The organism is Micromonospora sp. NPDC023737, assembly GCF_040639715.1.
In the GTDB taxonomy this organism is placed as follows: Bacteria; Actinomycetota; Actinomycetes; order Mycobacteriales; family Micromonosporaceae; genus Micromonospora.
Map to the genome: position 1 here is coordinate 103,219 of NZ_JBFAAL010000013.1, position 13,647 is coordinate 116,865.

Sequence of the window (13,647 nt, forward strand, 5' to 3'; positions counted from 1 at the left end):
CCGGTGAGCGCCACGCTGACCGGGGTCGGCGTGGGACCGGGCGACCCCGAACTGCTGACCGTCAAGGCGGTACGGGTGCTGCGCGAAGCCGACGTGGTGTTCGTACCCGTGCTGGACCGGCTGGCGGCCGACGGCGCCGCGCCGCCGGGCCGGGCCGAGACGACCGCCCGCGCGTACGCCGATCCGGCGCGCCTTCGCCGGCTGCCGTTCGCCCTCGACGACCGGGGCGGGGTGACCGCCCGCCGCGAACGCGCCTGGGACGAGGCCGCCGCCGCGGTGGTGGCCGCGATGGATGCCGGCGCCCGCTCGGTCGCCTTCGCCACCATCGGCGACCCGAACGTCTACTCCACCTTCGGGTACCTCGCCCAGGGGGTTCGGGAGCGGCGGCCCACCGTCGAGGTACGCACGGTGCCCGGCGTCACCGCGATGCAGGACCTCGCGGCACGCGCCGGTGTGCCGTTGTGCGAGGGCCGTGAATCGCTCACGCTGCTGCCCGCCACCGCCGGGGTGGCGGCCTTCGAGGCGTGCCTTGCCGGCCCGGGCACCGTGGTCGCCTACAAGGGCTGGCGCCGGCACGCGGAACTCGCGGCCGCGTTGCGCCGGCACGACCGCCTGGCCGACGCGGTGCTCGGCGAGGCCCTCGGCCTGCCCGGTGAGCGGATCGGCCCGGTCACCGGGCCCCACGAGGAGCTGCCCTACCTGTCGACGCTGCTGGTCCCGGCCCGCCGGGACCGCCGGGGAGGAAAACTGTGAAGACCGGCACCGTGTGGTTCGTCGGCGCCGGCCCCGGCGCCGCGGACCTGCTGACGCTGCGCGCAGCTCGCGCGATAGGCGTGGCCGACATCGTGATCTGGGCGGCCAGCCTGGTGCACGCCGACGTGCTCGAACACGCCCGGCCCGACGCGGAGATCGTGGACTCGTCGCAACTGCCCATCGAGGGTGTGCTGCCGCTCTACCGGCGGGCCGCCGCCGAAGGGCTGACCGTGGCCCGGATCCACTCCGGCGACCCGGCGCTCTGGGGCGCCATGCAGGAACAACTCGACCTGTGCCGGGCGCTCGGCCTGGCCGTGCAGGTGGTACCCGGCGTGTCGTCGTTCACCGCGGTCGCGGCGATCGTCGGGCGGGAACTCACCATCCCCGAGGTCGCCCAGTCGGTCATCCTCACCCGGTTGGAGGGTGGTAAGACTCCGATGCCGCCGCGCGAGCGGGTACGCGACTTCGCCCGGCACGGCACCACCATGGCGTTGTTCCTCTCCGCCGCCCGGTCCGGGCAGGTGCAGGCCGAGCTGCTCGCGGGCGGCTACGAGCCCGACACCCCGGCCGTGGTCGCGTACCAGGCGACCTGGCCGGACGAACTGGTGGTGCGCTGCACCGTCGGCACCCTCGCCGCCACGGTGAAGGAGCACCGGCTGTGGAAGCACACGCTCTTCCTGGTCGGTCCCGCGTTGGGCGCGGCCGGCACTCGTTCGCACCTCTACCATCCGGGGCACTTCCACACGTTCCGTCGGGCCGAGCCGGCCGCCCGCGCCGAGCTGCGCCGGTCCCGCGGCGCGGCCGGGGAGCCGGCGTGACGTACGCCGAGCCGCCACTGCGCGAGCCGGACCTGCCGCGTACCGCCAAGGTCCGGCCCACCGCGCTGCGTACCGGCTGGACGACCGGGGCGTGCGCCACTGCGGCGGCGAAGGCTGCGGTGGCCACCCTGGTCAGCGGGGTGCCGCAGCGGGAGGTGGAGATCGGTCTGCCCGCCGGCCGCCGGGTCCGCTTCCCGGTTGCCCGCTGCGAGCTCACCGCCGGTCCGCCCGCCCGCGTCGAGGCCGTGGTGGTGAAGGACGCCGGCGACGACCCGGACGTGACCCACGGCGCGGAGCTGACCGCGACGGTGGACTGGCAGAGCGAACCGGGACTGCGGTTGGCCGGTGGGTCCGGCGTCGGCGTCGTCACCAAGCCCGGGCTGGGCCTGCCGGTCGGCGGGCCCGCGATCAACGACACACCACGTCGCATGATCGCCGCGGCTGTCGGTGAGGTCGTCGACCTGAGCACGGTAGGCGTACGGGTGGTGATCAGCGTCCCGCGTGGCGAGATCATGGCCCGCAAGACCACCAACCGGCGGCTCGGCATCCTCGGTGGCATCTCGATCCTCGGCACGACGGGGATCGTCCGGCCGTTCTCCACCGCCTCCTGGCGGGCCAGTGTGGTACAGGCGGTGCACGTGATGGCCGCCCAGGGGGAGCGGACCGTGGTGCTCTGCACCGGCGGGCGCACCGAGCGGGGTGCCCGGACCCTGCTGCCCGACCTGCCGGAGGTCTGCTTCGTCGAGGTCGGCGACTTCACGGGAGCCGCCGTGACGGCCGCCGTCGCCGACGGTATGACCCGGGTGGTCTTCGTCGGCATGGCCGGCAAACTGGCCAAACTCGCCGCCGGGGTGCTGATGACCCACTACACCCGCTCCAAGGTGGACCTCTCGTTGCTCGGTGCCGTCACCGCGGAGGCCGGGGGCACGCCCGAACTGGTCGCCGCGGTGACCGAGGCGAACACCGGGCGGCACGCGTACGAGCTGTGGGAGGCCGCCGGGCTGCTGCGCCCGGCCGGGGACCTGCTCTGTCGTCGGGTCCGTCAGGTGCTGCGCCGATTCGCCGGGGACGCCGTCGACGTCGACGTGGCCATGGTGGACTTCGCGGGTTCGGCGCTGGTCGCGTCGTCCGGGCGGTGGGACGGGTGAGGCCCAGCTTCGTTCCCGGCCCCGAGACTGTGACGCTGCGTGAGCCCGGACGGTGGCAGGTGGCTCACGAGCTTGATACCTCTCAGGCATATTTATGCCTGAGAGGTATCAGGCTCGTCGGCGTGGTCGCGGCGTCGGCACGACACGCCGGGCGTTCGCGAGGCACCGCCGTCTCGCGCGGGGCCGTCGTTCCGCGCGGCGTCGTCGTCTCGCGCGGTGCCGTCGTCTCGCGCGGTGCCGTCGTCTCGCGCGGTGCCGTCGTCTCGCGTGGGGCCGTCGTTCCGCGCAGTGTCGTCGTTCCGCGCGGCGTTGCCGTTCCGCGCGGCGTTGCCGTCTCGCGCGGGGCGGTAGCCGTGGCGCGCTGCCGTCCCGCCCGGTGCGGTGGCCGCCCGGCGGTTGGTCGGGCGCGGCGGTGGGTCGCGTGAGGAACGCATCCGTGCCGGCGGAGCCCCCGGCACCGGCGATGTTGACCGTCGTCGGCATCGACGCGGCCGGCGGTCCACCACGTCCGGGGCTGGCCGAGGCGCTGCACGGGGCGGGCTTGGTGGTCGGCGCGGCCCGGCACCTCGCGGCCGTGCCGGTGCCGGCCGGCTGCGCCACCGTCACCCTGGGTCCGCTCGCGCCCGCGCTGGAGCGGATCGCCCGCGCGGTCACCGACGGCATTCCGGTCGTCGTCCTCGCCAGCGGCGACCCCGGCCTCTTCGGCATCGTCCGCCGGTTGCGCGCCGCCGGCCTGACGCCACGGGTACTGCCGGCGGTGTCCAGCGTCGCCGCCGCGTTCGCCCGGGCCGGACGGTCGTGGGACGACGCCGCAGTGGTCAGCGCGCACGGCCGGGACCTGCGGCCGGCGTTGAACGCCTGCCGCGCGCTGCCGGCGGTGGCGGTACTCACCGCGCCCGGCGCCGGGGCGGCCGAGATCGGCGCCGGTCTGCTCGGGTGGTCCCGACGGCTGGTGGTGGCCGAGCAGCTGGGCACCGATGCGGAACGGGTCGTCGAGACCACGCCCGCCGACGCCGCCGCGCGGACCTGGTCCGACCCGCACGTGCTGCTCTGCCTCGCCGAACCGGCCGACGACCGCTCGCCCGGCGCGGACGCCACCACGCCGGTCGTCGCGACGGGCCCGCGGCGGGACAACCAGCCGGCCGCGGCTCCCACGGGCGGCTGGGCGCTGCCCGAATCGGCGTACGCGCACCGCGCCTCGATGATCACCAAGTCCGAGGTGCGCGCCCTGGCGGTCGCCCGCCTGCGTCCCCGGCTGGGCCGCCTCGTCTGGGACATCGGCGCCGGCAGCGGCTCGATCGGCGTCGAGTGCGGCCTGCTCGGCGCCGCGGTCGTCGCCGTGGAGCGGGATTCGGACGCGGCCGCGCTGATCCGGCGCAACGCCCAGGCGCACCGGGTCGACGTGCGGGTGGTCACCGGCGCCGCCCCGGCGGCGCTGGCCGGCCTGCCGGAACCGGACGCGGTCTTCGTCGGCGGCGGCGGACCGAGCGTGCTCGCCGCCGTGGCGGAGCGTCGCCCCGCGCGCATCGTGGTGACCCTCGCCGCCGTCGACCGGGTCGGACCGGCCGTCACCCTGCTCCGCGCCGCCGGGTACGCCGTCGACGGCGTGCAACTCTCCGCCGCCCGCCTGGCCGACCTGCCCGGCGGCTCGATCCGCCTCGCGGCCACCAACCCGGTGGTCGTCCTCACCGGGGAGCGCCAGTGACCGATCCGAGCACCGACACGTCGACCCCCGAACGCATCGGGTTGGTCGCGGCCACCGCGGCGGGTCGCCGGCACGCCCACGTCCTCGCCCGCGCGTGGCCGCAGGCCCACCTCGTGCCCGGGGCGAGCGTCGCGGACGCGCTGCGTGCCGCCTGGGCCGAGTGCGACGCGGTGGTGGCGTTCCTGGCCACCGGGGCGGTGGTGCGAATCCTCGCTCCGCTGCTCGGCGACAAGCGCACCGACCCGGCCGTGGTGGTGGTCGACGAGGCGGCGCGGCACGCCGTGGCGCTGCTCGGTGGGCACGCCGGCGGCGCAAACGCGTTGGCCGTGCGGGTCGCCGCGCTGCTCGACGCCGAGCCGGTCGTCACCACCGCCACCGACGCGGTGGGCCTGCCGGGGCTGGACACGCTCGGCTGGCCGGTCGAGGGGGCGGTCGCCGCGGTCGCCCGCGCCATCCTGGACGGTGAGCCGGTTCGGCTGATCGCCGACGCCGCCTGGCCGCTGCCCGCTCTGCCGGAGAACGTCCACGCCGACACCGCCGACACCCCCGACCCCGCCGACGACGGCGCCGGTCGCGGCCGCGAGGGTGCCGCGTACCGGCTGCTGGTCACCGATCGGGTGGTGCCGCTCGACGGGCGGACCGCCGTGCTGCGGCCGCCGTCGCTGGTCGCCGGGGTCGGCGCCAGCCGGGGCGTACCGGCCGCCGAGGTGGCCGACCTGCTGCGCCGGGTGCTCACCGACGCCGGACTCAGCCCGGCCAGCCTGCGCTGCCTGGCCAGCGCCGACGTGAAGGCCGACGAGGCGGGCATCGTGGCGACCGCGCAGGCGCTGGGCGTACCGCTGGTGACCCGGCCGGCGGCGCAGCTCGCGGCGGTCGACGTGCCGCATCCGAGCGAGGTGGTCCGCGCGGCGGTCGGCACACCGAGCGTCGCGGAGGCCGCCGCGCTGCTCGGCACCGCCGACCGGCCCGCCGACGCGGAGCTGCTGGTGCCGAAGACCGCCTCCGCCATGGCCACCGTCGCCGTGGCCCGGCACGCCCCACGCGGCCGGCTCGCCCTCGTCGGGCTCGGCCCGGGCGCGCCCGACCTGCGTACCCCGCGGGCCGTCGCCGAACTGCGTCGGGCCGCCGTCGTGGTGGGTCTGGACCAGTACCTCGATCAGGTGCGCGACGTGCTGCGACCCGGCACCCGTGTGCTGGCCAGTGGCCTCGGCGCGGAGCAGGCCCGCGCTCGGGCCGCGGTGTCCGAGGCCGCCGCCGGCCGGGCGGTGGCGCTGGTCGGCTCCGGCGACGCCGGGGTGTACGCGATGGCCAGCCCTGCGCTCGAGTACGCCGACGAGCGGATCGACGTGGTCGGCGTGCCGGGGGTGACGGCCGCCCTCGCCGCCGGCGCGCTGCTCGGCGCCCCACTCGGCCACGATCACGCCTACCTGAGCCTCTCCGACCTGCACACCCCGTGGGAGGTCATCGAGCGCCGGCTCACCGCCGCCGCCGAGGGCGACTTCGTGGTGCTGCTCTACAACCCGCGCAGCCGGGCTCGGGACTGGCAGCTCGGCGCGGCGTTGAAGATCCTCGGCCGGCACCGTCCACCGTCGACCCCGGTCGGCGTCGTCCGCAACGCCAGCCGACCCGATGAGTGGGTGCACCTGGCCACCCTCGCCGACCTCGACGTGACAGTGGTCGACATGTACGGCGTCGTGGTGGTCGGCAACAGCGACACCCGCGTCGTCGCGGGCCGGATGGTCACCCCGCGGGGGTACCGGTGGCGGTCGTGACCATCGGCCCCTGCCAGGGCTGCGGCGCCTGCCTGCTCACCTGCCCGGTGCACGCGATCCGGCCGGTTCCCGGCGGTCTCGAGGTAGGCCCCGATCGCTGCACCGGCTGCCTGGAATGCCTGGAGATCTGCCCGGTGGACGCAATCCGCGTCACCGGGCCCGAGCCTTTCGAAGGAGTCCGATGAGTTCCACTCCCTGCACGTCTGCCACCCCGAGCGGCGGCCGGGACGCGGGGCGGGACCGGTGAGTCGCGTCGTGCACCCGATCGAGCAACTGTCGTACCAGATCCTGCGGGAGCGGGTGGACCTCAGCCACCTGCCGCCGTTGAGCCGCGCGGTGACCGAGCGGGTGGTGCACGCCAGCGCGGACCTCGACTACGTCACCGATCTGGTCTGCGACGAGGCGGCGCTGACCGCCGGGTTGGCCGCCCTGCGCGGCGGCGCGCCGCTGGTGACCGACGTGGCGATGGTCGCCGCCGGCATCACCGGCCGGGCTGCGATCTGCCCGGTCGCCGAGCCGGCGGTCGCCGAGCTGGCCCGCTCGGCGGGGATCACCCGGTCTGCGGCGGCGGTCCGTGTCGCGTACGACCGGGTCGGCCGGGGTGCTGTGTGGGCGGTCGGTTGTGCCCCCACCGCGCTGACCGAGCTCATCGGCCTGGACGCCGAACCGGCGATGGTCGTCGGCCTTCCGGTCGGCTTCGTCGGCGCCGCCGAGGCCAAGGCGGCGCTGCGGGCCAGCGGTCTGCCGGCCGTGTCCAACCGCAGCGAGAAGGGCGGCTCGGCGGTCGCCGCCGCTGCCGTGAACGCCATGCTCTACACCTCGGAGCAGCCATGACGCCGTTGGTCATCGTCGGGCACGGTACCCGAAGCACGGCCGGGGTCGACCAGTTCACCGCGCTCGTCGAGCGGGTCCGGCGGCGGGCCGCCGGCATCGACGTCGAGGGTGGCTTCATCGAGCTGTCCCGCCCGCCGCTCACCGACGCGGTCGGCGCGCTGGTCGGGCGGGGGCATCGGAAGCTGGTCGCGCTGCCGCTGGTGCTGACCGCCGCCGGGCACGGCAAGGGCGACATCCCCGCCGCGATGGCCCGCGAGCAGGACCGGCACCCCGGTCTGGCGTACTCCTACGGCCGCCCGCTCGGCCCGCACCCGGTCCTGCACGACGTGCTGGAGCAGCGCGTCGACGCGGCCCTCGCCGGCGCGGACCGGGGCGGCACCTGGGTCGCGCTCATCGGCCGGGGCTCCACCGATCCGGACGCCAACGCCGAGGTGGCGAAGGTGGCCCGGCTGCTCTGGGAGGGGCGCGGCTACGCCGGGGTCGAGCCGGGCTTCATCTCCCTCGCCGAGCCGTCGGTGCCGGCGGTGCTGGACCGGCTGCGCCGGCTCGGCGCCCGGCGGATCGTGGTGGCGCCGTACTTCCTGTTCGCCGGTGTGCTGCCCGACCGGATCGTGGCCCAGTCGGCCGCGTACGCCGCCGCGCATCCGGACCTGGACGTGCGGGTGGCCGACCTGATCGGCGACTGCGACCCGCTCGCCGACCTGGTGCTCGAGCGGTACGCCGAGGCGCTGCGCGGTGACATCCGGATGAACTGCGACACCTGCGCGTACCGGGTGCTGATGCCCGGCTTCGCCGACAAGGTGGGCCGGCCGCAGACCCCGCACGACCATCCCGACGACCCGGTCGGTGGCCACCACCATCACCACGGCCCGCACGACCACGCGCACCACGACCAGGCCCACCACGACCACGATCAGCACGACGGCGCCGGTCGCGGCGGCGTCGCCCTGGTCGGCGGCGGTCCGGGGCCGGACGACCTGATCACCGTACGGGGGCAGGCGCTGCTGGACGCGGCGGACGTGGTCGTCGTCGACCGCCTCGCCCCGCGCGGGCTGCTCGCCGGGCTGCGCCCAGACGTGCTGGTCGTCGACGCGGCCAAGGTGCCCCGCGGACCGGTGATGGAGCAGGACGACATCAACGCGACCCTGGTCGAGCACGCCCGTGCCGGACGTCGGGTGGTCCGGCTCAAGGGTGGCGACCCGTACGTCTTCGGTCGTGGTCACGAGGAGGTCCAGGCCTGCGTGGCGGCCGGTGTGCCGGTCACGGTGGTGCCCGGTGTGAGCAGCGCCCTCGCCGGCCCGGCGCTGGCCGGGGTGCCGGTGACCCACCGGGGGGTCGCGCACGAGTTCACCGTGGTCTCCGGGCACCTGCCACCCGGGCATCCGCAGTCGCTGGTCGACTGGGCCGCGCTGGCCCGTGCCCGGGGCACCCTGGTCCTGCTCATGGCGGTGGAGACGATCGGCAAGATCGCTGCCACCCTGATCGAGCACGGCCGGACGCCGGACACCCCGGTGCTGGCGGTGCAGGACGCCGGCCACGCCGACCAGCGGACCGTGCCCGGGTGCCTCGACGAGATCGCCGCCGTCACCGCGCGGGCCGGTCTCCGCCCGCCGGCCCTCTTCGTCGTCGGCCCGGTGGCCGCCCTGCGTGAACCCGCGCCCTGATCTCGGCGATCACGAGGTTGACGGCGGGTTCGGAGATCGGACACGCCGCCAACCTCGTGATCGACCAGGGGGTCAGCCGGTGAGGGCGCGGGCGAGTGCGTAGCCGACGGTGGCGGCGGCCAGGCCGGCGGCGACGCTGCCCAGCACGTTGGCCAGGGACCGCGGCCCCCCGCCGGACCGGGCCAGCTGCAGCGTCTCGTAACTGAGCGTGGACCAGGTGGTGAGCGCCCCGCAGAACCCGGTGCCGACCAGCGCACTGACCGCGGGGGGGATCGGCAGTCCCACCACGACGCCGAGCACCAGCGAGCCCACCACGTTGACCGTCAGGGTGCCCCACGGGAAGGCCGAGCCGAAGCGGGCCTGCACGGCCCGGTCGGTGAGGTAACGCAGCGGGGCGCCGAGGGCCGCGCCGAGCGCGACGAGGAGCACGTTCACCGGCCGCTCCGCCGGAGCAGCCGCCCGGCGGCCGTGTCGCCGGCCCAGACGGCGAGCAGCGCGCCCACGACGGTGCCCACCAGGTACGCGAGGGCGACGCCCGGTGCCCCCGCGACGAGCGCCTGGTGCACGTCGACGATGTACGTGGAGAAGGTGGTGTAACCGCCGAGCACGCCGACGCCGAGGAACGGCCGGGCCAGCGGCGGCCCGCCGCCGGCCGCCCGTAGCACCGCCATCAGCACCCCGATGAGCAGGCACCCGGTGAGGTTGATGCCGAAGGTCGCCCAGGCGAAGGTGTCCGGCCCGTGTGGAAAGGCCGCCTGGAGGCCGGCGCGGGCCAACGAGCCGAGCACCCCGCCGACGGCGACCGCGCCGACCACCGCCGCCGGGTGCCGGGCCAGCTCCCGCCGGTCGCGGGGTACCCGCAGGTCGACGTCCGGGTCGACCCGCCGACCCGCCCGCTCCGTCACCTGCCACCCTCCCGTCGCCCACCGGGCACGTCCGCCTGGCCCGCCGGTGCGTCGGCGTGAGCCGGTGGTGATACCGCCGTGGGCGTGAGGAGAGCCCCGCCATGTGAGGAGCGAGGGCCCCCTTCCTGCGACGCTGCCCTGCGTTCTGCAAGATCAAGGAGTTTCAGGATACGCCCGGGCAGCCGCGCGGGGTCAGCGGAGGGCGACGACGGCGGCGTCCGCGCCACCGCGCCACAGAGTGCCCACCTCGTGGTAGCCGGCGTCGGTCAGCGCGGCCAGGTGCCACGAGACGGGCGGCGTCCACTCGGGGCTGTGACCGGCGGGGTAGATGGCGTGCCGGCGCTCGACCAGCGGGGCGAGGGCCGGGTCCTCGCCCGCCCGCTCCCACCACTGGGGCCAGGAGAGGGCCGCACCGGCGGCGTACCGGGCGGCGTACCGGGCGTGGGCCCGGGCGGCGAGCCGCTTGGTGAGCTCCGGCAGGGCGTCGTCGGGCATGTGGTCGGCGTTGACGAGGATCCCGTCCGGCCGCAGCACCTCGCGGATCTCGCGGTAGAGCCGGGCGAGCCGGTCGGCCGGCAGCCAGTGCAGGGCGGTGGCGGTGAGCACGGCGTCGTACGCCCGGTGGGGGAGGGCGGCCACCCAGTCGGGGCGGCCCAGATCCGCGGTGACCACGGTGGCCCGCCCGGCCAGCGAGGCCTCGGCGATGGCCAGTAGCGCCGGGTCGAGCTCGAGCACGGTGACCCCGGCGTCGGGAAAACGGGCCAGCGTTCGCAGCGAGATGGTGCCGGTGCCGCCGGCGAGGTCGAGCACCCGCGGGGGCACGCCGTCGGTGACCGCGTCGACCGCGTCGAGCATCGTGGTGAACCGATGCTCACGGTCCGGCAGGTACGCCTCCTGCTGCCGGTCCCAGCTCTCCTGCCAGGCGGCGGCGTCAGTGATGTAAGGGCTCATAGCCCACGAGGCTAGTTACGTCGCGCGGCGACCGTCCAGACCTTGTTGCCAATAATTGGCAACAAGGGGATGATGGTGGAGCGATGATCACCCGTCGGGTCGTTCCGTCCTGACCCGGCGGGGCGCGCCCGCCGGCGGTGGGGCGTCGCCTCGCCTCGCCGCCGGCCGAGCCGTCACGCCGCGCCGACCGGTTCCCGCAACTCCGCCGTGGTCGATCGTTCCGGTCGCCGGGCGGCCAGTCGCAGCGAGAAGAGCAGCACCGCCAAGCCGCCCAGGGTGAGCGCGGCACCCGCCCAGATCGGCGAGGTGTAACCGAGCCCGGCGGCGATGGTCAGTCCACCGACCCAGGCGCCGAGCGCGTTGCCGACGTTGAAGGCGGCGATGTTCGCCCCGGAGGCCAGCGTCGGCGCCTGCTGCGCGTAGTGCATGATCCGCATCTGCAGTGGCGGAACGGTGGCGAAGCCGAAACCGCCCATCAGCAGCAGAGCGACGATGGTCAGCGCCTTGCTGTCGGCCGTCAGGGCGAACGCGGCCAGCACCACGGTGAGCGCGGTGAGGACGACGACCAGGGTCCGCGACAGCGAGACGTCTGCCGCCCGGCCGGCGAGCAGGTTGCCGGCGAACAGGCCCACCCCGAAGAGCACCAGCAGCCACGGGACCGAGCTGGACGCGAAGCCGCTCACCTCGGTGAGGGTGTAGGCGATGTAGGTGAAAGCGCCGAACATTCCGCCGAAGCCCAGAACGGTGATCACCAGCGAGAGCCAGACCTGCGGGTGGGTGAAGGCGCGCAACTCGCCGCGGAGCCCGCCGGCCGGGGCGTCGGCCGTCCCGGCCGTCCGCCCCGGGACGAGCAGGGCCAGGCCGATCAACGCGACGACACCGATGGCGGTGATCGCCCAGAACGTCGAGCGCCAGCCGAGGTGCTGACCGAGCAGCGTGCCGAACGGCACGCCGAGCACGTTGGCGATGGTGAGCCCGGCGAACATCATCGCGATGGCGCCGGCCCGGCGGGCGGGGGCGACGAGCCCGGCGGCGACCACCGCGCCGATGCCGAAGAAGGCGCCGTGGCAGAGCGCGGCGACGACCCGGCCGACCATCATCATCGAGTAGCTGCCGGCCACGGCCGAGAGCAGGTTGCCCACGATGAACAGCACCATCAGGCCGAGCAGCACCTGCTTGCGGGGCAGCCGGGTGACGGCGGCGGTCAGGGCGACCCCGCCGATGGCGACGCTCAACGCGTAACCGGAGATCAGCCAGCCGGCGACCGGCTCGGTCACGGCGAAGTCCGCGGCCACCTCGGGCAGCAAGCCCATGATCACGAACTCGGTGAGCCCGATGCCGAAGGCGCCGATGGCCAGCGCGATCAGGCCGGCGGGCAGGGACTGGGAACGTGCGGACATGAGTCCTTCCGGTCAGGCGAGGAGGGAAATGGCAAGCGTGTGCAACTACACGCGTGAACAACGAGATAGTTGCACACGCGCTATACCGGCGCAAGCGTGCTAGCCTTCCGGTGGCCGGCACCACCGAAGGGAAGCGGCATGGGCATCGGCGACGACGCGGTCGAGATCCGCGCACAGGGTTGGCGCGTTCTCGCCGCTCTGCACGGACACATCGAGACCGCCCTGGAACGGGCGTTGCAGGCCGACCACGAGCTCTCGGTGGTCGAGTACACCGTGCTCGACGCCCTCTCCCGGCAGGACGGCTGGCACATGCGGATGCGCCAGCTGGCACGTGCCGCCGCGCTCTCCGGCAGCGCCACCACCCGGCTGGTCACCCGCTTGGAGGAACGCGGCCTGCTGACCCGCTGGCTCTGCCCGGACGACCGGCGCGGCATCTACACCGAGCTCACCCCGGCGGGCTCCGAGCTGCTCGCCCGGGCCCGTCCGACCCACGACCGGGTGCTCGCGAGCGCACTGGCCGAGGCCGAGCAGATCCCGGAACTCGCCCCCCTGGTCGATGCCCTGCACCGCCTCCCGGCGCCCCGCTGACCCGTCCGGCGAGATCCGCCGCCGGTGACCGCTTGACCTCAACCCCACTTCACCGCCCAGGCTGGTCGTACGACGAGCGTTGGGAGAGGGCGGCATGCGGGTGATCGAGGTGGCCGCGTTCGGCGGCCCGGAGGTGTTGACGTTGACCGAGGCGCCGGAGCCGGTGCCCCGCCCCGGTGAGGTGCTGGTCGAGGTGTCCGTCGCCGACGTGCTCTGGGTGGAGACGGCCATCCGCCGCGGTGCGGGCGGCGACCACTTCCCGGTCGTACCGCCGTACCGGCCGGGTGTGGGCGTCGCCGGGATCGTGGGCGCGGTGGGTGAGGGCGTCGACCCCACCTGGATCGGCCGGCGGGTCGTCACCCGCACCGACGAACGCGGCGGCTACCTGGAACGGGCCGCGGTGCCCGTCGACGGTGTGCTGCCGGTTCCGGACGAGGTCTCCCTGCCCGACGCCGCCGCCCTGCTGCACGACGGAGTGACCGCGATGGGGCTGCTCGACCTGATGCCGGTACGCGCCGACGACCGGGTGCTGATCACGGCCGCCGCCGGTGGGCTCGGCGCCCTGCTGGTGCAACAGGCACGTGCGGCCGGCGGGTACGTCGTCGCGGCCGCCCGGGGCGCGGCCAAGCGTGCGGCCGCGTACCGACTCGGAGCGGACCTCGCGGTGGACTACGCCGATCCGGGCTGGACCGGCCTCGTCCGGGCGGCGACCGGCGGCCTGGACGTGGTCCTCGACGGTGCCGGCGGCGGATACGGGCGGGCCGCGCTCGACCTGCTGCGTGACGGCGGCTGGTTCTCCGCACACGGCACCCCGGCGGGCGCGTTCGCGGTGCCCGACGCCGGCACGGCCCGCGGCCGGCGCATCAACGTCCTGAGCATCGCGGACGTGCAGTTCAGCCCCGAGCGGCGACGTCGGTACCTGCGGGCCGCGCTCGACGCCGCCGCGGCGGGTCGGCTCCGGCCACTGATCGGCCAGACTTTTCCGCTGCACCAGGCGGCGGACGCGCACCGGGCGATCGAGGACCGGTCGGCTCTCGGCAAGACCCTGCTGACCGTCTGACCGGGACCGGGCGGCTCGGCGACGGCCGGCCACCGAGGGCCTCCCGACG

Annotated in this window: 14 protein-coding genes; 10 read left to right on the forward strand and 4 right to left on the reverse strand. The window is 75.4% G+C overall.

Annotation, left to right across the window (positions count from 1 at the left end; genetic code table 11):
- The first annotated feature begins 3 nt into the window (after positions 1–3).
- The 8 genes from cobI to cobA all read left to right on the forward strand — a co-directional run bounded on the left by cobI (position 4) and on the right by cobA (position 8,694).
- Positions 4–753, forward strand: coding sequence for a precorrin-2 C(20)-methyltransferase (gene cobI, locus AB0F98_RS24330; RefSeq protein WP_357739412.1), 750 nt, complete (start codon positions 4–6; stop codon positions 751–753).
- Positions 750–1,571, forward strand: coding sequence for a precorrin-4 C(11)-methyltransferase (gene cobM / locus AB0F98_RS24335; RefSeq protein ID WP_357739254.1), 822 nt, complete (start codon positions 750–752; stop codon positions 1,569–1,571). Before cobI ends, cobM begins: the two co-directional genes overlap by 4 nt.
- Entirely contained in the window at positions 1,568–2,719 is a 1,152-nt protein-coding gene (locus AB0F98_RS24340) for a cobalt-precorrin-5B (C(1))-methyltransferase (RefSeq protein WP_357739257.1), read from the forward strand. Before cobM ends, AB0F98_RS24340 begins: the two co-directional genes overlap by 4 nt.
- Positions 2,720–3,140: 421 nt before the next feature.
- The gene (gene cbiE, locus AB0F98_RS24345; protein WP_357739260.1) at positions 3,141–4,424 is read left to right on the forward strand and encodes a precorrin-6y C5,15-methyltransferase (decarboxylating) subunit CbiE; all 1,284 of its coding nucleotides are present in this window, start codon (positions 3,141–3,143) and stop codon (positions 4,422–4,424) included.
- Positions 4,421–6,196 carry a precorrin-3B C(17)-methyltransferase gene (cobJ, locus tag AB0F98_RS24350; protein ID WP_357739263.1) on the forward strand — a complete coding sequence of 592 codons (1,776 nt, stop codon included), beginning with the start codon at positions 4,421–4,423 and terminating at the stop codon, positions 6,194–6,196. The genes cbiE and cobJ overlap by 4 nt, the downstream gene beginning before the upstream one ends.
- Positions 6,184–6,381, forward strand: coding sequence for a 4Fe-4S binding protein (locus tag AB0F98_RS24355; protein WP_357739266.1), 198 nt, complete (start codon positions 6,184–6,186; stop codon positions 6,379–6,381). Before cobJ ends, AB0F98_RS24355 begins: the two co-directional genes overlap by 13 nt.
- Before the next feature lie 58 nt (positions 6,382–6,439).
- Positions 6,440–7,030: a precorrin-8X methylmutase gene (locus AB0F98_RS24360; RefSeq protein WP_357739269.1), complete on the forward strand. Its 591-nt coding sequence runs from the start codon at positions 6,440–6,442 to the stop codon at positions 7,028–7,030.
- Entirely contained in the window at positions 7,027–8,694 is a 1,668-nt protein-coding gene (cobA, locus tag AB0F98_RS24365) for a uroporphyrinogen-III C-methyltransferase (protein WP_357739272.1), read from the forward strand. Before AB0F98_RS24360 ends, cobA begins: the two co-directional genes overlap by 4 nt.
- A 72-nt stretch (positions 8,695–8,766) precedes the next feature.
- On the opposite strand, the gene crcB is transcribed toward cobA, so the two are convergent.
- The 4 genes from crcB to AB0F98_RS24385 form a co-directional block, all read right to left on the reverse strand.
- Positions 8,767–9,129: a fluoride efflux transporter CrcB gene (gene crcB, locus AB0F98_RS24370; protein ID WP_357739275.1), complete on the reverse strand. Its 363-nt coding sequence runs from the start codon at positions 9,127–9,129 to the stop codon at positions 8,767–8,769.
- A complete protein-coding gene (locus AB0F98_RS24375; protein ID WP_357739278.1) occupies positions 9,126–9,599 on the reverse strand; it encodes a CrcB family protein in 474 nt (157 codons plus the stop codon). Before AB0F98_RS24375 ends, crcB begins: the two co-directional genes overlap by 4 nt.
- Before the next feature lie 192 nt (positions 9,600–9,791).
- The gene (locus AB0F98_RS24380; RefSeq protein ID WP_357739281.1) at positions 9,792–10,550 is read right to left on the reverse strand and encodes a class I SAM-dependent methyltransferase; all 759 of its coding nucleotides are present in this window, start codon (positions 10,548–10,550) and stop codon (positions 9,792–9,794) included.
- Between the two features lie 173 nt (positions 10,551–10,723).
- Positions 10,724–11,950, reverse strand: coding sequence for an MFS transporter (locus AB0F98_RS24385; protein ID WP_357739285.1), 1,227 nt, complete (start codon positions 11,948–11,950; stop codon positions 10,724–10,726).
- A 138-nt stretch (positions 11,951–12,088) separates the two neighbouring features.
- Here AB0F98_RS24385 and AB0F98_RS24390 point away from each other — a divergent pair, with 138 nt between their 5' ends.
- Complete coding sequence (locus AB0F98_RS24390) at positions 12,089–12,538, forward strand: MarR family transcriptional regulator (protein WP_357739288.1); 450 nt, start codon at positions 12,089–12,091, stop codon at positions 12,536–12,538.
- A gap of 94 nt (positions 12,539–12,632) precedes the next feature.
- Complete coding sequence (locus AB0F98_RS24395; RefSeq protein ID WP_357739291.1) at positions 12,633–13,598, forward strand: zinc-binding dehydrogenase; 966 nt, start codon at positions 12,633–12,635, stop codon at positions 13,596–13,598.
- The last annotated feature ends 49 nt before the right edge of the window (positions 13,599–13,647 follow it).